Genomic DNA, 18,320 nt, shown 5'->3' with positions numbered 1-18,320 from the left:
TGCCTCGCGGGCGGCAATCCAGGGGTGGAACCCGGTTAGCGGCCGCGCGCGCGCAAACTTGAGGGTGGCGCGACGGCTACCACAGCGCGTCGCGCAGCTTGTACCAGGACATCGCCGCCACCAGCAGCGGCGTGCGCAGCAGGCGGCCGCCGGGGAAGGGCGCGTGCGGAATCCGCGCGAACACGTCCAGCCGCTGCGCCTGTCCGCCGATCGCCGCGGCGATGACCGCGCCGGCCAGGCCGGTGGCGGCCACGCCGTGGCCGGAGAAGCCCTGCGCGAAGTACACGTTCGGGGTCAGCCGGCCCCAGTGCGGGGCGCGGTTGCGGGTGATGTCGACGTAGCCGCCCCATACCGACTCCATCTCGACCTGGCGCAGTTGCGGAAATACCCGGCGCATGCGCCGGGTCATCACCCCGCGCAGGCCGGGCGGCGGCAGCGACGAATAGCTGGCGCGGCCGCCGAACAGCAGCCGGTGATCGCGGCTGAGGCGGAAGTAGTCCAGTGCCCAGTTGACGTCGGCCACCGCCATGTCGTTGCCGATCAGCTCGCGGGCCAGCGCCTTGCCCAGCGGCGCACTGGCGCCGATGTAGGTGCCGACCGGCATGATCCGCGATTCCAGCTCCGGGGCGATGCCGCGCAGCCAGGCATTGCCGGCGAGGATGGCGAACTCGCCCTCGACCTCGCCATGCGCGCTGCGCAGGATCGGCCGCGCGCCGCGCACCAGTTGCGTGACCGGCGTCTGCTCGTGGATGCGTACGCCGGCCGCCAGCGCCGCCCGCGCCAGGCCGCGCGCGTACTCCAGCGGATGCAGGTGGCCGCTGGCGGCGTCGTACATCGCCCCCAGATAGCGCGGGCTGCGCAACTGCGACTGCAGCTGCGCGCGGTCCCACCATTGCAGCGGATAGTCGTAGCGCTGCGCCATCTCGATGATGCCGGCGCGCAACGCGCGTTCCTGCCGCGGCTTGATCGCCACGTGCGCATGCCCGTCGCGCCAGTCGCAGGCGATGCCGTGGCGGGCGATGCGGCTGCGCAGCAGGTGCATGCCGTCGCGCGAGAAATCGAACAGCAGCCGCGCATCGTCCTGGCCGAGCAGGGCTTCGAGGGTGTGCTGCTCGCAGCCGTAGCCGACGATGGCCTGCCCGCCGTTGCGCCCGGACGCCCCCCAGCCGACCCGCTGCGCCTCCAGCACCACCACCCGATACCCGGCCTCGGCCAGAGCCAATGCCGCACTCAGCCCGGTGTAGCCCGCGCCGAGGATGCACACGTCGGCGCGTACCTTGCCTCGTAATGGTTCCTGTTTCGGGAACGGTGCGGCGCTGTCGAGGTACCAGGACGCGCCGGGAATGGCGACTCGGGAACGGGGAATGGGAGAAGCTCCGGTCATGGCGGCGAACCGTTGTGACGACCCAGGCACACCACGCGCCGGGCTGCAGGCGCATTCGCGGTGCCTGCTTTCGATTCCCGATTCACCATTCCCGATTCCCAGCCTTCAAACCGTGCGCAAATACCAGCGATAGTCCACATCGCTGACCTGCGCCTGGAAGTCCAGCAGCTCGCGGCGCTTCTGCTGGCCGTAGATATGCCGGAAGCGCGTGCCGAAGGCGGTGGCGGCGAAGTCGCTATCCAGGAAACGGGCGATCGCGCCGCGCCAGTCCGGCTCGCGTGCGGCGTGTTGCGCGTAGGCGTTGCCCTGCGTCGGCGGGCCCGGATCGAGACCCTGCGCCAGGCCGTGCTCGATGCCGGCGAGTACCGCCGCGGCGACCAGGTAGGGATTGGCGTCGGCGCCGGCGATGCGGTGTTCGATGCGGGTGTTGGCCGGGTCGCTGTGCGGCACCCGCATCGCCACCGTGCGGTTGTTGAAGCCCCAACTGTCGTTGAGCGGCACGAAGGCGTTGGCGACGAAGCGCCGGTAGCTGTTGGCGTGCGGGGCGAACAGCAGCAGGCAGTCCTCGGCGCTGTGCTGCAGCCCGCCGATGGCATGGCGCAAGGGCGTGGCCGGCGCCTGCGGAGTGCAGGCGAACACGTTGTCGCCGGCACCGTCCAGCAGGCTCACGTGCAGGTGCAGGCCGCTGCCGGACTGCGCGGCGAACGGCTTGGCCATGAAGCTGGCGAGCAGGCCCTGCTGCTGCGCGATCGCCTTGATCGCGCGCTTGAGCAGCACTGCATCGTCGCAGGCGGCCAGCGCATCGGCGCGATGCTTGAGGTTGATCTCGAACTGGCCCGGCGCGTATTCGGCGACCGCGGTGTCGGCCGGGATGCCCTGCGCGCGGCAGGCCTGCGCGACCGCGTCGGTGAAGCCGCGCTGGTCGTCCAGTTCCTGCATGTAATACACCTGGGTGCTGTCGCTGCGCAGCCCGCTGTGGGCGTGCAGCGGCGGCTGCGGGCGGCCGTGCGCATCGGCGTGCGGGTCGAACAGGTAGAACTCCAGTTCCACCGCGATCACCGGCGTCAGCCCGCGTGCCTGCAGCCGCGCCAGCACCTGCGCCAGCACTTGGCGCGGGGCGAAGTCGAGCGCGCCGCCGGCGCCGTCCTGCATCGTCAGCAGCAACTGCGCCGACGGCACTGGCGCCCATGGCACCGGCCGCAGGCTGCCCGGCACCGGAAAGCACAGCCGGTCCTCGTCGCCGATGTCGTAGCCGAGCCCGGTTTCCTCGACGGTGTTGCCGGTGATGTCGGTGGCGATCAGCGACATCGGCAGGCACACCCCGTCGCGGTAGACCTTGTCCAACGCATCGCGGGCGATGCGCTTGCCGCGCAGCAGGCCGTTGCAGTCCGGCAGCAGCAGGTCGATCTGCTCGCAGCCGGCGATGCGCTGCAGGGTCTGGGCGTCGTCCGGGGGCAGCAGCGGAACATCGTGCATGCGGGTCATCGCGGCGGACTGCGGGAGTGCTTCGAGCTTAGCAGAGCGCCATGGCGTCAAGAATACTCAACAGCCGCAGGGCGCGCTGTGCCAACGGTCGGCCGCACTGTCGTCATGCTGCGGCAAGATTTCACGACCTTGCGTGCGCAATGTGGGCGCGGCGCATGCAGTCTGTGCCGCGTTCCGCAGTGCGTCGTGTTGTAAAAATAAAACGCCCGCGGTAACTTGCGACGACGCCACACGAGTTCTTCGCATGGCCGTATCGCCCCTGGTCGGCGTACCGACCGACCGCAAGCTCATCGGCCAGCATCCGTTCCTGGCCGCGGGCGAGAAGTATCTGCGCGCCGCCGTCGATGGTGCGGGGGTGACCCCGGTGCTGCTGCCGTCGCTGCAGCCGCCGGTCGACGCCCGCGCGTGGTTGACCCGGCTCGATGGCCTGCTGCTGACCGGCGCGGTCAGCAACATCGAACCGCATCATTACAGCGACGAGCCGAGCTGGCTCGGCAACCTGCACGACCCGGCGCGCGACGCCAACACGCTGGACCTGATTCCGCAGGCGATCTCGCTGGGCCTGCCGATCCTGGCGATCTGCCGCGGCTTCCAGGAGATCAACGTCGCCCTCGGCGGTACCCTGCACCAGAAGGTGCATGCGCAGCCGGGGCTGTCCGATCATCGAGAGGATCCGCAGGCGCCGCTGGAGGCGCAATACGCGCCGGCGCACGAGGTGACGCTGAGCCACGGCGGCTGGCTGGAGGAGATCGCCGGCCGCGACCGGGTGCGGGTCAACTCGCTGCACGGGCAGGGTGTGGCCCGGCTCGGCGGCGACCTGATCGTCGAGGCGCTGGCGCCGGATGGGTTGATCGAGGCCTTCCGCGGCATCGGCCCCGGCTTCCTGCTCGGCGTGCAATGGCATCCGGAGTGGCGGGTGCTCGACGACGCGTTCTATCTCGGCATCTTCCAATCCTTCGGCGACGCCTGTCGCCACTATGCGGCCACCCGCAGGCACTGAGTCCCATGGCCAGTCGACCCCGATCGCGCAAGCACACGCCGGAGCAGCAGGAAAGCTCGCTGCGGCGCTGGCTCAAGGAACGCCACATCACCGAGGTCGAATGCCTGGTGCCGGACATCACCGGCAACGCCCGCGGCAAGATCATTCCTGCCGCCAAGTTCTCGCACGACTACGGCACGCGGCTGCCCGAGGGCATATTCGCCACCACCGTCACTGGCGATTATCCGGACGACTATTACGACCTGACCTCGCCGTCGGATTCGGACATGCAACTGCGCCCGGACCCGGACACGGTGCGCATGGTGCCGTGGGCCGCCGACCCAACTGCGCAGGTGATCCACGATTGCTACACCAAGGAAGGCAAGCCGCACGAACTGGCGCCGCGCAACGTGCTGCGCGGGGTGCTGGCGGCGTATGCGGCGATCGGCTGCAAGCCGGTGGTGGCGCCGGAGCTGGAGTTCTTCCTGGTGCAGAAGAACACCGATCCGGACTTCCCGCTGCTGCCGCCGGCCGGCCGCTCCGGGCGGCCGGAGACGGCGCGGCAGTCGTACTCGATCGATGCGGTCAACGAGTTCGACCCGATCCTGGACCTGATGTACGACTATTGCGACGCGATGGAATTGGACGTGGACACGCTGATCCACGAATCCGGCGCGGCGCAGCTGGAGGTCAACTTCACTCACGACGACGCGCTGTCGCGTGCCGACCAGGTATTCCTGTTCAAGCGCACCATGCGCGAGGCGGCGCTGCGCCACGGCGTCTACGCCACCTTTTTGGCCAAGCCGATGGAGAACGAGCCGGGCAGTGCGATGCACATCCACCAGAGCCTGGTGGACAAGCACGGCAAGAACGTCTTCAGCGGCCGCCGCGCCGGCGAGTACAGCCGCACCTTCGCCCATTACCTGGCGGGCCTGCAGAAGTACGTGCCGATGGCGATGGCGTTCTTCGCGCCCAATGTCAATTCCTACCGGCGGCTGATGTTCGGCGAGGTGTCGCCGAGCAACGTGCTGTGGGGCTTCGACAACCGCACCTGCGGCCTGCGCGTGCCGATCGACACGATCGAGAACATGCGCGTGGAGAGCCGCTTCGCCGGCTCCGATGCCAATCCCTATCTGGCGATGGCGGCGACGCTGGCCTGCGGCCTGCTCGGAATCCGCGAGAAGCTCGAGCCAACCGAGCCGACTACCGGCAGCGGCAAGGAGATGGGCTATCAGTTGCCGCGCTCGCTGGGCGAGGCGCTGGACGAGTTGGAGCGGTGCGGGCCGTTGCAGGAGTTGCTGGGGCCGCGTTTCGTGCGGGCGTACATTTCGGTCAAGCGCAAGGAATACGAGACGTTCTTCCGGGTGATCAGTTCGTGGGAGCGGGAGTTTTTGTTGTTGAACGTGTGAGTTCCTGGTGCCTTTCGTGGCTCGCGTGATGCCTACGCTCTGCAGCAAATTCGATCTTGCCGTTGCTGTTGCCGTTGCTTTTGCTGTTGCTTCGGTTGTTGCTTTTGACTTACCGGGTTCCCTTCCGAAGCGGCGGCCATCGCGGGGAAACACCCGAAGGGCGGCGTACATGGATGTACGCCGTCCGCGGCAGGGGCAGGATGCCCCTTCCGCGGATCCCCGTGATGGACGCGGACCCGGAGCGCGCAGCGCGGAGGGCGCGAAGGCAGGGCGCGCTTTCTTTTGGTTACCTTTTCTTTGCGCGAGCAAAGAAAAGTAACTCGCCCGCAAGGGCGAAAGCCTTTAAAGCTTTTGCTGTTGCTATTGCTGTTGATTGAAATTTTTCTGTCGGACGAGAAGATCTGTAGGAGCGGCTTCAGCCGCGACAGACACAATTGGCTCTCGCTGTCGCGGCTGAAGCCGCTCCTACGATTCAGCGGCCACCGCCGTAGCAGCAAGTGCAAGAGCAAAGCTTTCGCCTAGCGGCGAGTCACTTTTCTTTGCTTGTGCAAAGAAAAGTAACCAAAAGAAAGCACACCCTGCCTCGCGCCCTCCGCGCTAACGCGCTCCGGGTCCGCGTCCATGCCGGGGGATTCGCGGAAGGGGCATCCTGCCCCTGCCGCGAACGGCGCACATCCATGTGCGCCGCCCCTTCGGGGTTTTTCCCCGGCACGGCCGCCGCTTCGGAAGGGAACCCGGCAAGTCAAAAGCGCCGGCAACAGCAAGAACAACAGCAACAGCAACAGAACGAGCAAGAGCAAAGCTTGGCCGCGTTTGCGGCCTTGGTAACAACATTGGAGTGGACATGGACCCGATCGACACGCGCGCCCTGCAGGACCTGGATGCCGCGCACCACCTGCACCCGTTCAACGACAACGCCGCCCTGGCGCAGAAAGGCACCCGCATCCTCACCCGCGGCCACGGCGCCTATGTCTGGGATGCAGACGGCAACCAGTTGCTGGATGCCTTCGCCGGCCTGTGGTGCGTCAACGTCGGTTACGGGCGCAAGGAACTCGGCCAGGCCGCCGCGCGGCAGATGGAACAGCTGGCGTACTACAACAGCTTCTTCCAGTGCACCACCGAGCCCACCATCTGCCTGGCCGCCAAGCTCGCCGAACTGGCGCCGGGCGACCTCGACCATGCCTTCTTCACCAACTCCGGCTCCGAGGCCAACGACACCATCCTGCGCCTGGTGCGACACTTCTGGGCCGTGCAGGACCAGCCGCAGAAGAGCATCTTCATCGGTCGCCACGACGGCTACCACGGCACCACCATGGCCGGCGCCAGCCTCGGCGGGATGAAGGGCATGCACCGCCAGGGCGGTCTGCCGATCCCCGACATCCACCACATCGATCCGCCGTACTGGTTCGGCGACGGCGGCGACATGGACCCGGAGGAATACGGGCTGCTGGCCGCGTGCAGGCTGGAGCACAAGATCCTGGAATTGGGGCCGGAGCGGGTCGCTGCGTTCATCGGCGAGCCGATCATGGGCGCGATCGGCGTGTACATCCCGCCGCGCAGCTACTGGCCGGAGATCGAACGCATCTGCCGCCGCTACAACGTGCTGCTGGTCGCCGACGAGGTGATCTGTGGCTTCGGCCGCACCGGCGAATGGTTTGGGTCGCAACACTTCGGCTTCCAGCCGGACGTGATGACCATCGCCAAGGGCATCACCTCCGGCTACATCCCGCTCGGGGCGGCGATGTTCGGCACGCGCGTGGCCACGGTGCTGAAGGAGCAGGGCGGCGAACTGGCGCACGGTTGCACCTATTCCGGCCACCCGGTGTGCGCGGCGGTGGCGCTGGAAAATCTGCGCCTGCTGCAGGACGAGGGCATCGTCGAACGCGCACGCAGCGAGATCGCGCCGTACCTGGCGCAGCGCTGGGCCGAGCTGGGCGAGCATCGGTTGGTCGGCGAGGCGCGCATCGTCGGCATGATCGGGGCGCTGGAACTGGTGCCGGACAAGCCGCACCGGCACTACTTCCCCGAGCGCGGCAAGGTCGGTGCGCTGTGCCGCGACCATGCGCTGCGCCGCGGCCTGATCCTGCGCGCCACCCACGACGCGATGCTGCTGTCGCCGCCGCTGATCCTCAGCCGCGCCCAGGTCGACGAACTGTTCGACAAGGCCTGGCGGGCGCTGGAGGACACCGCGCAGGCGCTGGGCAAATAGCCCGGCGCTGGGTAGTCTGGACCGTCCCCCCGGATCGGCGCGCGGCGCCGATCCTTCCCCCTCTTGCCCATGGACCCGCGGAGACCTGCCATGACCTTGCGACTGCTCACTCTTTCCCTGGCCACGGCGTTGCTCGCCGGCTGCGGCGGTTCCGGCGGCGACGCGGACAAGGCGGGGCAGGGCGAGGCGAAGGTGCTCAACGTGTACAACTACTCGGACTACATCGCCGAGAACACGATTCCCGACTTCGAAAAGCAGACCGGCATCAAGGTCACCTATGACGTCTTCGACAGCGACGAGATGGTGGAGACCAAACTGCTGGCCGGCGGCAGCGGCTACGACGTGGTGGTGCCAACGCTGAACTTCTTCGGCCGGCAGATCCAGGCCGGGGTGTTCCTGCCGCTGGACAAGAGCAAGATCCCGAACCTGGCCAATCTCGATCCGCAGATCATGCAGCGCATCGCGCAGCAGGATCCAGGCAACAAATACGGCGTGCCGTACATGGTCGGCACCACCGGCATCGGCTACAACGTGGACAAGGTCAAGGCCGCGTTCGGCAGCACCGACATCGCCAACAGCTGGGACCTGGTGTTCAAGCCGGAGAACCTGTCCAAGCTCAAGGACTGCGGCGTGACCCTGCTGGATACGCCCTCGGACCTGATCCCGATCGCGCTGCATTACCTGGGCGAGGATCCGCACAGCACCGATCCGGCCAAGATCGAGCAGGCCGCGGCGCTGATCAAGCGCATCCGCCCCTACGTGCAGAACTTCCACTCCTCGCAGTACGTGACCTCGCTGGCCAACGGCAGCACCTGCCTGGCGGTGGGCTGGTCCGGCGACATCATCCAGGCCCGCGACCGCGCCGAGGAAGCCAAGAACGGCGTGCACGTGGCCTACTCGATTCCCAAGGAAGGCGCGCCGCAGTGGTTCGACATGCTGGCCATCCCCAAGGACGCCAAGCACCCGGACAACGCCTACGCGTTCATCAACTACCTGCTGACGCCGAAGGTGGCCGCGGCCAATACCGACTTCATCCACTACGCCAACCCGGTGCCGCAGGCGACCCCGCTGGTGGACGCGGCCATCCGCAACGACGCGACCATCTATCCGCCGCCGGAAGTGGCCGCGAAGATGTTCACCTACTCGATCAACCCACCCGAGGTGGACAAGCTGTACACCCGCCTGTGGACGGAGATCAAGACCGGCCGCTGAGCCGCTGGTCTTTGCTGTCCCGGGCGATGCGGTGTCGTTGATCCGGGTGGGGCAGCACGACACGCTTGCCCGAGTCGGCCACGCCAAGTGCAAGCGGCTGTTGTGGGAGGGACTTCAGTCCCGACGCGATGCTGCCTGGCACGCATCGCGTCTTCGCCCGTTGCGGCTGAAGCCGCTCCTTCCCCTTTTGCCGGTGCACGCAGGTACCGCGCCGGCACGCTCTCCCGGTCGAGATCGGAGCGGGCAACACCCTCTCCCGTAGGAGCGGCTTCAGCCGCGACAGGCCTTCCCGATAGCGCCCTTCGCGCGACCGAAGGGCGCCTCCGCGCATGGCGCCCCATCGGGCTGAGCGACCGGCAAATCGCTCCCTCGACGCAAGCGGCCGGGTCTGGCGCCGCACAGCATCCGCACTCGCAGAGACGCCGCAGCGCCACCGCCACGCGATGCTCACACACTCTGTACTCGCCGGTACAAATAATGCGCCGGCGGGCGTACGCTACCGTTTGGTGGCGTCGCCGTCCCGACCCGGCGACGTTCTTCCTCTCCCCAGGAATCAGCGACTTGAGCAACCACGACCCAGACTCCTCGCAGGCGCCGCGGCAGGCCGCCGCGCCCGACGCCCACGCCGACCAGGGCCAGGCCGGCAAGCGCCGGGACGACGCGCGCGGCGACGACACCGGCAAGGCCGACACCCCGTCGCCGCTGAAGAACCCCAAGGTCAAATGGACCCTGCTGCTGATCGGCCTGCTGGTGGTGATCGGCCTGGTGGTGTGGCTGATCTACTACCTCACCACCGGCCGCTACCTGCAGGAGACCAACAACGCCTACCTGCAGGCCGACACGGTGGCGGTGGCCCCACGGGTCAATGGCTATGTCACCGCGGTGTACGTGCGCGACAACCAGACAGTGACCGCCGGGCAGCCGCTGCTGGAGATCGACCCGCGCACCTACCGCGCCACCCTGGAGCAGGCGCAGGCCGCCATCGCGGTGCGCCAGGCCGACATCGCCGCCGCCGAGGCCGGGCTGCAGGCGCAGCGCGCCAGCCTGCTGCAGGCGCGCACCCAGGTGACCGCGGCCGCCGCCAGCCTGCGCTTTGCCCAGGGCGAGGCCAAGCGCTTCGGGCCGTTGGCCGCGTCCGGTGCCGACACCCACGAACACTACGAAAGCATCCTCCACGACCGCGACCGCGCGCAGGCGCAGTTCGACGCGGCCAAGGCCCAGGTTGTCGCCGCCGAGAGCCAGGTGCAGGGCACCAGCGCCCAGCTCGACCAGGCGCGGGCCGCGCTGGTGCAGGCGCAGGCCGACGCCGCGCAGGCGGAGGTGGCGGTGGAGGATACCCGCCTGACCGCGCGCATCGCCGGTCGCATCGGTGACAAGACCGTGCAGGTCGGCCAGTTCGTCGCCGCCGGCACCCGGCTGATGAGCGTGGTGCCGGTGGAGGCGCTGTACCTGAGCGCCAACTTCAAGGAAACCCAGGTCGGGCTGATGCGGCCGGGGCAGCCGGCGCGGATCGAGGTCGATGCGCTGTCCGGGGTGGAACTGGATGGCGTGGTCGAGAGCATCGCCCCGGGCACCGGGTCGCAGTTCGCGCTGCTGCCGCCGGAGAACGCCACCGGCAACTTCACCAAGGTGGTGCAGCGGGTGCCGGTGCGGGTCCGCCTCAAGGCCGGCGCCGAGGCGCGCAAGGTCCTGGTGCCGGGCATGTCGGTCACGGTGACCGTCGACACGCGCAGCGCCAAGGACGCCAAGGAGCGCGTGGAGGAAGAAGACGCGCAGGGCCAGGATGCGGTCGCCCCGCGCGGGCGCACCCCGTGAGCGAAGCGGCCGCGGCGGCCGGCGCCCAGGCGCCGCAAAAGGCCGACACCGGCGCGTGGCTGGCGGTGGCCGCCGGCACCATCGGCTCGTTCATGGCGACGCTGGACATCTCCATCGTCAACGCCGCGTTGCCGACCATCCAGGGCGAGGTCGGCGCCAGCGGCACCGAGGGCACCTGGATCTCGACCTCTTACCTGGTCGCCGAGATCGTGATGATCCCGCTCACCGGCTGGTTCGTGCGCACCCTGGGGCTGCGCAACTTCCTGCTGATCTGCGCGCTGTTGTTCACCTTCTTCTCGGTGGTGTGCGGGCTGTCCAACAGCCTGACCATGATGATCCTCGGCCGGGTCGGCCAGGGCTTCGCCGGCGGCGCGCTGATCCCCACCGCGCTGACCATCGTCGCCACGCGCCTGCCGCCGGCGCAGCAGACCCTGGGCACGGCGCTGTTCGGCATGACCGTGATCCTCGGCCCGGTGATCGGCCCGTTGCTGGGCGGCTGGCTCACCGAGAACGTGAGCTGGCACTACGCGTTCTTCCTCAACGTGCCGGTCTGCGCCGGCCTGGTGGCGCTGCTGCTGCTCGGGCTGCCGCACGAGCGCATGTACCTGCGCGGGCTGCTCGACGCCGACTGGCTCGGCATCTTCGGCCTGACCGCGGGGCTGGGCGCCTTGACCGTGGTGCTGGAGGAAGGCCAGCGCGAGCGCTGGTTCGAGTCCACCGAGATCGTGCTGCTGAGCGTGGTGTCGCTGGTCGGCTTCATCGCCCTGGTGGGCTCGCAGTTCCTCAGCCGGCAGCCGGTGATCCGCCTGTCGATCCTGCTGCAGCGCAGTTTCGGCGCGGTGTTCGTGATGGTGATGGCGGTGGGCATGATCCTGTTCGGGGTCATGTACATGATCCCGCAGTTCCTGGCGGTGATCTCCGGCTACAACACCGAGCAGTCCGGCTACGTGGTGCTGCTGTCGGGTATCCCCACGGTGTTGCTGATGCCGATGATGCCCAAGCTGCTGACCACGGTGGACGTGCGCGTGCTGGTGCTGGGCGGGTTGAGCTGCTTCGCCGCGGCCTGTTTCGTCAACATGCATCTGACCGCCGAGTCGGTCGGCATGCATTTCGTCGTAGGGCAACTGCTGCAGGGCTGCGGGCTGGCGCTGGCGATGATGTCGCTCAACCAGGCGGCGATCTCCTCGGTGCCGCCGGACCTGGCCGGCGACGCCTCGGGCCTGTTCAACGCCGCGCGCAACATGGGCGGCTCGATCGGGCTGGCGCTGATCTCCACCTTCCAGGAGCGGCGCATGGTGTTCCATACGCAGATGCTCGGCAGCGGCACCACCGCCAATTCGCCGCTGGCGCAGGACTACCTGCACGGCATCGCCGCGCAACTGCAGTCGGCCTCCGGCGCCGGCGCGGCGATGCAGTCGCTGGCCCAGCTGGCGCGGCTGGTGCAACAGCAGGCGCTGGTGATGACCTACAACGACCTGTTCTGGATCTTCGGGGTGATCGTGGTGTGCACGATCCCGCTGGCGTTCCTGCTCAAGCCGCTGCCCAAGGGCGGCGCTCCGCTCGCGATGCATTGAGGATTCCATGGCCCTGCGTTTCTCCCGCGTTCTCGTCGCCGCCGCGCTGCCCTCACTGCTGTCGGCCTGCATGCTCGGCCCGGACTACGTGAAGCCGCCGTCGGTGGCCGAGGCGGCGCTGGCGCAGCCGCGGTTGCACCGCGCCGATGCCACGGCGGCCGCCGCCGGGGTGGTGCCGGCACCGCCGCCGCAGCGCTGGTGGGACACCCTGCACGACCCGCAGTTGAGCATGCTGGTCGATCAGGCGCTGCAGCACAGCCCCAACCTGCGGGTGGCGCAGGCGCGCCTGCGCGCCTCGCGCGCGCTGGTCGACCAGCGCCACGCCGAGCAGTTGCCCAGCGTCGGCGCCAACGCGGCCTACCTCAACGCGCGCGCGCCGGATGCGCTGACCGACCGCCTGGGCAGCATCGCCGCCGGCACCGGCCAGCCGGTGGAGATCGATCCGCGCATGCAGCTCTACAGCGTCGGCATCGACGCCAGCTGGGAGCTGGATTTCTTCGGCCGCCGCCGCCGCGCCAGCGAAGGCGCACTGGCCGACGCCCAGGCCGACGAGGCCGACCTGGCCGACACGCAGGTGCAGATCGCCGCCGAAGTGGGGCAGGCCTACCTGGGCTACCGCAGCACCCGTGCACGCATGGCCATCGCCCAGCGCAACCTGGAGGCCGCGCGGCAGACCCTGCAACTGACCCGCCAGCGCCGCGAGCGCGGCGCCGATGCCGACCTGCAGGTGGAACGCGCGCAGGCGCAGCTGCAGCAGCAGGAAGCGGTGTTGCCGGACCTGCAGGCGCAGGCGCAGGTGGCGCTGGACCAACTGGCGCTGATGATCGGCCGCGAGCCGGGCGCGCTCGACGCCGAGCTGGCCGCGGACCGGCCGTTGCCGACGCTGCCGGCGACGGTGCCGGTGGACGATGCCGGCGCGCTGATCCGCCGGCGCCCGGACGTGCGCCGCGCCGAACGTCAGCTGGCCTCGTCCTCGGCGAAGATCGGCGAAGCGCTGAGCGCGTATTTCCCGCAAGTGCGGCTGCTCGGCAACATCGGCATGGCCGCGACCTCGCCGGGTGATCTCGGTCGCGATGCGCTCAACAGCGTGGTGGCGCCGTTCCTGCAATGGTCGATCTTCGATTTCGGCGGCACCCGCGCCAAGGTCGAGCAGGCCCGCGCCGGCAATGAAGCGCGGCTGGCGGCGTATGAGGGCACGGTGCTGGCCGCGTTGCAGGACGCCAACGGCGCACTGGCGCGGTTCGGCGCCGCGCGCCAGCAGGCGTTGGCGGCGGACAAGGCCGCCGCCTCGGCGGATCGCTCGGCCGCGCTGCTGCAGCAACGCTATGCCGCCGGCGCCTCGTCGCTGATCGATGCGCTGGACGTGCAGCGCCAGCAGGCCTCGGCCCAGGACAGCGCGCTGCAGGCGCACACCCAGGTGCTGCTGCGCTACGTGGCCCTGCAGAAGAGCCTGGGCCTTGGCTGGGCGGCACCTCCGCCACCGGCGTCCGCGCCAGCGCCAGCTACGGCGCAGTAAGCGCGCGCCGCTTTGACGAATCCCCAATCCCCACTCCCGAATCCCACGCCGTCACAGCTACACTGACGATCACCGCGCCACGGTCGCCGCCGCATCGGCGCTGCGCACGACGGCGTGCTTCATGGGGAATCACCGATGGCGTTGAGCGACGCGAGAACCGACCATCTGCCGGCGCCGCCGCCGGCCAAGGGCGCCGGCTATGTGTCCATCGCCGGGCTGCGCAAGGAGTTCGACGGCTTCGTTGCGCTGGACGACATCGACCTGGACATCGGCCAGGGCGAGATCTTCGCGCTGCTCGGTGGTTCCGGCAGCGGCAAGTCCACGCTGCTGCGCTGCCTGGGCGGGTTCGAGCAGCCCAGCCGCGGGCGCATCGTGCTCGACGGCCAGCCGCTGGATGGGCTGCCGCCGTACCAGCGTCCGCTCAACATGATGTTCCAGTCCTACGCGCTGTTCCCGCACATGAGCGTGGAGCAGAACATCGCCTTCGGGCTGAAGCAGGACGGGCTGTCGCGCAGCGCCATCGCCAGCCGCGTCGGCGAGATGCTGGAACTGGTACGGCTGGGCACGCTCGGCAAGCGCAAGCCGCACCAGCTCTCCGGCGGCCAGCAGCAGCGCGTGGCGCTGGCGCGCTCGCTGGCCAAGCGGCCCAAGCTGCTGCTGCTGGACGAGCCGATGGGTGCGCTGGACAAGAAGCTGCGCTCGCAGATGCAGCTGGAGCTGGTCTCCATCATCGAGACCTCGGGGGTGACCTGCGTGATGGTCACCCACGACCAGGAGGAGGCGATGACCATGGCCACGCGCATCGCGCTGATGGAGCAGGGCCGCATCCGCCAGGTCGGCACGCCGGGCGACATCTACGAGTCGCCGAACAGCCGTTTCGTCGCCGAGTTCATCGGCTCGGTGAACATGTTCGAGGGCCGCATCGGCGAGGACCATCCCGACCACGTGACCGTGCTCTGCCCGCAGTTCCCGGTGCCGATCTACATCAGCCACGGCATCACCGGCGTGGAAGGGCAGGAGGTGGCGTTCGCGGTGCGCCCGGAAAAGGTCTGGATCACCAAGGGCGAACCGGAGCAGACCTACAACAAGGCGCGCGGCACCATCGAGGACATCGCCTATTTCGGCAGCCACTCGATCTTCCACGTGCGCCTGCCCAGCGGTATCCGCGTGCAGTCCAACTTCGCCAACCAGAAACGCTGGGACAGCGAAGGCATGACCTGGGGCGACACGGTGTGGGTGTCGTGGGACGACAACGACGGCGTGGTACTGACCGCATGAGCGCGCCCGTCGTGCCGGTGCCGCCCGAGCCGACGCCGCGGCGGCGTCTGCCGCAACGCGTGCGCCTGCGCTCGCTGCCGGCCATGCGCTGGCTGGTGATCGCCGCGCCTTACCTGTGGCTGCTGCTGTTCTTCGCGATCCCGTTCCTGATCGTGCTGCGCATCTCCTTCGCCGAGCAGGCGATCCGCAGCCCGCCGTACAGCGCACTGCTGGAGTTCCGCGACGGCGTGCTGACGCTGAAGCTGACCCTGCAGAACTACCTGGCGCTGCTGCGCGACCATCAGTACATCGAGGCCTACTGGGGCTCGATCAAGATCGCCGGCATCTCTACCGTGCTGACCCTGCTGATCGGCTACCCGATGGCCTACGCGATCGCGCGGCTGTCGCCGTCGGCGCGCAACATCGCGATGATGCTGGTGGTGCTGCCGTCGTGGACCTCGTTCCTGATCCGCGTCTACGCCTGGATCGGCATCCTCGACAGCAACGGCGTACTCAACCGCGCGCTGCTGGCGCTGGGCGTTATCGATGCGCCGCTGCACATCCTGTACACCCCGGTCGCCGCCTACATCGGCATCGTCTACTGCTACCTGCCGTTCATGGTGTTGCCGCTGTACGCGACCCTGGTCAAGCTCGACCAGCGCCTGCTCGAGGCCGCCTACGATCTCGGCGCGCCGCCGTGGAAGGCGTTCCTGACCGTGACCCTGCCGCTGTCGCGGCCGGGCATCGTCGCCGGGTGCATGCTGGTGATGATCCCGGCGGTGGGCGAGTTCGTGATCCCGGAGATGCTCGGCGGCCCGGACACACTGATGATCGGCCGCGTGCTGTGGGGCGAGTTCTTCAACAACCGCGACTGGCCGACCGCCTCGGCGGTGGCGATCGCGATGCTGGCATTGCTGATGGTGCCGATCCTGATCTTCAATCGCTACCAGCAGCGCCAGCTCGAAGGTGGGCAGGCATGAGCGGCGCGCGCGGCGGCATGGGCGCGGTGCTGCGCTGGGCGGTGCTGGGCGCCGGCTTCGCCTTCCTGTACCTGCCGATCCTGCTGCTGATGGTGTATTCGTTCAACGCTTCCAAGCTGGCGACGGTGTGGGCCGGCTTCTCCACCAAGTGGTACGGCGAGCTGCTGCGCGACCGGCAGATCCTGCAGGCAGCGTGGATCAGCCTGAAGGTGGCGTTCTGGACCGCCACCGCGTCGATGGTGATCGGCACGCTGGCGGCGATGGCGATGACCCGCTTCCGCCGCTTTCCCAGCAAGAGCCTGTTCGGCGCCTTGGTGACCGCGCCGCTGGTGATGCCGGAAGTGATCATCGGCCTGTCGATCATGATGATGCTGGTGTCGATGGGCGGCGTGCTCGGCATCCCGCCCAAGGGCGTGATGGCGATCTGGGCGGCGCACGTCACCTTCACCCTGTCCTTCGTCACCGTGGTGGTGTCCTCGCGCCTGCAGGAGCTGGACCGCTCGCTGGAAGAGGCGGCGATGGACCTGGGCGCCAACCGGCTGAAGGTGTTCTTCCTGATCACCGTGCCGATCATCGCGCCGGCGCTGGTGTCGGGCTGGCTGCTGGCGTTCACCCTGTCGCTGGACGACGTGGTGATCGCCAACTTCGTCGCCGGCCCGGATTCGACCACGCTGCCAATGACCGTGTTCTCCTCGGTGCGTATGGGCCTGAAGCCCAAGATCAACGCCCTGGCCACGCTGATGGTGCTGGCGGTCTCGATCGCCGCGTTCGTCGGCTGGTGGCTGATGGCGCGCAGCGAGAAGCGCCGCCAGCGCGATATCCAGCTTGCCCAGCAGCAGGTTGGTTAAAGCGTGCTGCTTTGCTCCACGTAGGAGCGGCTTCAGCCGCGACCGGGACCTTCCGATAACGCCCCGTCGCGGCTGATCCCGAAAAGGGGACAAGAGCCTCTCCTACGGAAATGGCGGAACACTGTGAGCCATCGCACGCGGCGCCATCGCCACGTCGCGGCAACGTCCACGGCGCTAGGCTGACCGGACATTTTTCCAGGAGTCCGCGCGATGCCTTACGACACCGTCAATCCGGCCAATGGCCAGGTCGAATACAGCCTCGAGCTGATGGATGCCGCCGCCGTCGAACAGCGCCTGGCCGCCGCGGCGCAGGCATTCCCCGGCTGGGCGGCGACCCCGCTGGAACAGCGCGGCGCGCTGCTGCGCAAGGCCGGCGCGCAATTGCGCGAACAGCGCGACGCGATCCAGCGGGTGATGACCGCGGAAATGGGCAAGCTGCGCAAGGAGGCCCTGGCCGAACTCGACAAGTGCGCCGCCGCCTGCGACTACTACGCCGAGCACGCGGCCGAGTACCTGCGCGAACAACCGGTGGCCACCGATGCGCAGCGCAGCTACGTGCGTTACGAGCCGCTGGGCTGCGTGCTGGCGGTGATGCCGTGGAACTTCCCGATCTGGCAGGTGTTCCGCTTCCTGGCGCCGGCGCTGATGGCCGGCAACGTCGCCCTGCTCAAGCACGCCAGCAACGTGCCGCGTTGCGCCGACGCGATCCGCAAGGTGCTGGCCGACGCCGGCGTGCCGGACGGGGTGTTCGACGTGCTGCACATCGACAACGACCAGGCCGCCGAGGTACTGCGCGATGCGCGCGTGGCCGCGGTCACCCTGACCGGCAGCGAGCGCGCCGGCCGCTCCATCGCCGCCAATGCCGGTGGGCAACTGAAGAAGTGCGTGATGGAGTTGGGCGGCAGCGACGCCTTCGTGGTGCTGGACGACGCCGACCTCGATACCACCGTCGCTGCGGCGGTGAAGTCGCGCTTCGACAACGCCGGGCAGACCTGCATCGCGGCCAAGCGCTTCGTGGTGGTGGAGGCGATCGCCGATGAGTTCGTGCGCCGGTTCGTGGCCGCCGCGGCCGAACGCCGCCTGGGCGATCCGCAGGACGAGGCGACCACGCTGGCGCCGATGGCGCGGCAGGATCTGCGCGATGAACTGCACAAGCAGGTGCAGGCCAGCATCGCCAAGGGCGCAAAGCCGCTGCTCGGTTGCGAGCCCGAGCGCGGCAGCCACGCCGGCTATCCGGCCTCGATCCTCGACCAGGTGGCGCCGGGCATGCCGGCCTACGACGAGGAACTGTTCGGCCCGGTCGCGGCGATCCTGCGCGTGGCCGACGAAGCCGAAGCCGTGCGCGTGGCCAACGACACCACCTTCGGCCTCGGCGGCAGCGTCTGGACCGCCGACCGCGCCCGCGGCGAACGCGTGGCTTGCCAACTGCAATGCGGCGCCGCCTTCGTCAACGCCATCGTCAAGAGCGACGTGCGCCTGCCGTTCGGCGGCATCAAGCGCTCCGGCTTCGGCCGCGAACTGGCCGAGCATGGCATCCATGAGTTCATGAACATCAAGTCGGTGTATGTGGCTTGAGTTGGGAATCGGGAATGGAGAATTGGGAATGGGAGAAGCGGCGGGGCCTGATGGCGCCGTCTGTCACGGATGATTGC

Annotated in this window: 13 protein-coding genes; 11 read left to right on the top strand and 2 right to left on the bottom strand. The window is 68.6% G+C overall.

Annotated features, from left to right (window positions below; genetic code table 11):
- Positions 1-76: 76 nt before the first annotated feature.
- Complete coding sequence (locus RAB71_RS13805; protein ID WP_050946596.1) at positions 77-1,384, bottom strand: FAD-binding oxidoreductase; 1,308 nt, start codon at positions 1,382-1,384, stop codon at positions 77-79.
- A gap of 105 nt (positions 1,385-1,489) precedes the next feature.
- On the bottom strand, positions 1,490-2,869 hold the full coding sequence (locus tag RAB71_RS13800; protein ID WP_010343932.1) for a glutamine synthetase family protein: 1,380 nt from the start codon (positions 2,867-2,869) through the stop codon (positions 1,490-1,492).
- Between the two features lie 244 nt (positions 2,870-3,113).
- Between RAB71_RS13800 and RAB71_RS13795 the strand changes: the two genes are divergently transcribed.
- The 11 genes from RAB71_RS13795 to RAB71_RS13745 all read left to right on the top strand — a co-directional run bounded on the left by RAB71_RS13795 (position 3,114) and on the right by RAB71_RS13745 (position 18,243).
- Positions 3,114-3,869: a gamma-glutamyl-gamma-aminobutyrate hydrolase family protein gene (locus tag RAB71_RS13795; protein ID WP_010343931.1), complete on the top strand. Its 756-nt coding sequence runs from the start codon at positions 3,114-3,116 to the stop codon at positions 3,867-3,869.
- 5 nt (positions 3,870-3,874) lie between these two features.
- The gene (locus tag RAB71_RS13790; RefSeq protein ID WP_010343930.1) at positions 3,875-5,257 is read left to right on the top strand and encodes a glutamine synthetase family protein; all 1,383 of its coding nucleotides are present in this window, start codon (positions 3,875-3,877) and stop codon (positions 5,255-5,257) included.
- Between the two features lie 844 nt (positions 5,258-6,101).
- On the top strand, positions 6,102-7,466 hold the full coding sequence (locus RAB71_RS13785) for an aspartate aminotransferase family protein (RefSeq protein WP_010342152.1): 1,365 nt from the start codon (positions 6,102-6,104) through the stop codon (positions 7,464-7,466).
- Between the two features lie 90 nt (positions 7,467-7,556).
- Positions 7,557-8,678: a polyamine ABC transporter substrate-binding protein gene (locus RAB71_RS13780; RefSeq protein ID WP_010342151.1), complete on the top strand. Its 1,122-nt coding sequence runs from the start codon at positions 7,557-7,559 to the stop codon at positions 8,676-8,678.
- Positions 8,679-9,239: 561 nt separating this feature from the next.
- Positions 9,240-10,493 carry an HlyD family secretion protein gene (locus tag RAB71_RS13775; RefSeq protein ID WP_010342150.1) on the top strand — a complete coding sequence of 418 codons (1,254 nt, stop codon included), beginning with the start codon at positions 9,240-9,242 and terminating at the stop codon, positions 10,491-10,493.
- Positions 10,494-10,585: 92 nt separating this feature from the next.
- Positions 10,586-12,067: a DHA2 family efflux MFS transporter permease subunit gene (locus tag RAB71_RS13770; RefSeq protein ID WP_081481939.1), complete on the top strand. Its 1,482-nt coding sequence runs from the start codon at positions 10,586-10,588 to the stop codon at positions 12,065-12,067.
- A gap of 13 nt (positions 12,068-12,080) precedes the next feature.
- Positions 12,081-13,583 (top strand): efflux transporter outer membrane subunit, encoded by a 1,503-nt coding sequence (locus tag RAB71_RS13765; protein WP_029561978.1) that lies wholly within the window; start codon positions 12,081-12,083, stop codon positions 13,581-13,583.
- A gap of 135 nt (positions 13,584-13,718) precedes the next feature.
- A complete protein-coding gene (gene potA, locus RAB71_RS13760) occupies positions 13,719-14,861 on the top strand; it encodes an ABC transporter ATP-binding protein (RefSeq protein WP_010342147.1) in 1,143 nt (380 codons plus the stop codon).
- Complete coding sequence (locus RAB71_RS13755; RefSeq protein WP_010342146.1) at positions 14,858-15,820, top strand: ABC transporter permease subunit; 963 nt, start codon at positions 14,858-14,860, stop codon at positions 15,818-15,820. Before potA ends, RAB71_RS13755 begins: the two co-directional genes overlap by 4 nt.
- Entirely contained in the window at positions 15,817-16,668 is an 852-nt protein-coding gene (locus RAB71_RS13750) for an ABC transporter permease subunit (RefSeq protein WP_010342145.1), read from the top strand. The genes RAB71_RS13755 and RAB71_RS13750 overlap by 4 nt, the downstream gene beginning before the upstream one ends.
- Before the next feature lie 210 nt (positions 16,669-16,878).
- Positions 16,879-18,243, top strand: coding sequence for an NAD-dependent succinate-semialdehyde dehydrogenase (locus tag RAB71_RS13745; protein WP_010342144.1), 1,365 nt, complete (start codon positions 16,879-16,881; stop codon positions 18,241-18,243).
- The last annotated feature ends 77 nt before the right edge of the window (positions 18,244-18,320 follow it).

Source organism: Xanthomonas sacchari (assembly GCF_040529065.1).
GTDB lineage: Bacteria > Pseudomonadota > Gammaproteobacteria > Xanthomonadales > Xanthomonadaceae > Xanthomonas_A > Xanthomonas_A sacchari.
Note: the sequence above shows the minus strand (reverse complement) of the source record. Positions and strands in the feature narration are given on the sequence as shown.

Bases quoted from the DNA above. Each gene is read 5' to 3' on its own strand.
- RAB71_RS13795 (WP_010343931.1), top strand. From the start codon at position 3,114: ATGGCCGTATCGCCCCTGGTCGGCGTACCGACCGACCGCAAGCTCATC.
- RAB71_RS13780 (WP_010342151.1), top strand. From the start codon at position 7,557: ATGACCTTGCGACTGCTCACTCTTTCCCTGGCCACGGCGTTGCTCGCC.
- RAB71_RS13790 (WP_010343930.1), top strand. From the start codon at position 3,875: ATGGCCAGTCGACCCCGATCGCGCAAGCACACGCCGGAGCAGCAGGAA.
- RAB71_RS13755 (WP_010342146.1), top strand. From the start codon at position 14,858: ATGAGCGCGCCCGTCGTGCCGGTGCCGCCCGAGCCGACGCCGCGGCGG.
- RAB71_RS13770 (WP_081481939.1), top strand. From the start codon at position 10,586: ATGGCGACGCTGGACATCTCCATCGTCAACGCCGCGTTGCCGACCATC.
- RAB71_RS13750 (WP_010342145.1), top strand. From the start codon at position 15,817: ATGAGCGGCGCGCGCGGCGGCATGGGCGCGGTGCTGCGCTGGGCGGTG.
- RAB71_RS13805 (WP_050946596.1), bottom strand. From the start codon at position 1,384: ATGACCGGAGCTTCTCCCATTCCCCGTTCCCGAGTCGCCATTCCCGGC.
- RAB71_RS13800 (WP_010343932.1), bottom strand. From the start codon at position 2,869: ATGACCCGCATGCACGATGTTCCGCTGCTGCCCCCGGACGACGCCCAG.
- RAB71_RS13785 (WP_010342152.1), top strand. From the start codon at position 6,102: ATGGACCCGATCGACACGCGCGCCCTGCAGGACCTGGATGCCGCGCAC.
- RAB71_RS13745 (WP_010342144.1), top strand. From the start codon at position 16,879: ATGCCTTACGACACCGTCAATCCGGCCAATGGCCAGGTCGAATACAGC.
- potA (WP_010342147.1), top strand. From the start codon at position 13,719: ATGGCGTTGAGCGACGCGAGAACCGACCATCTGCCGGCGCCGCCGCCG.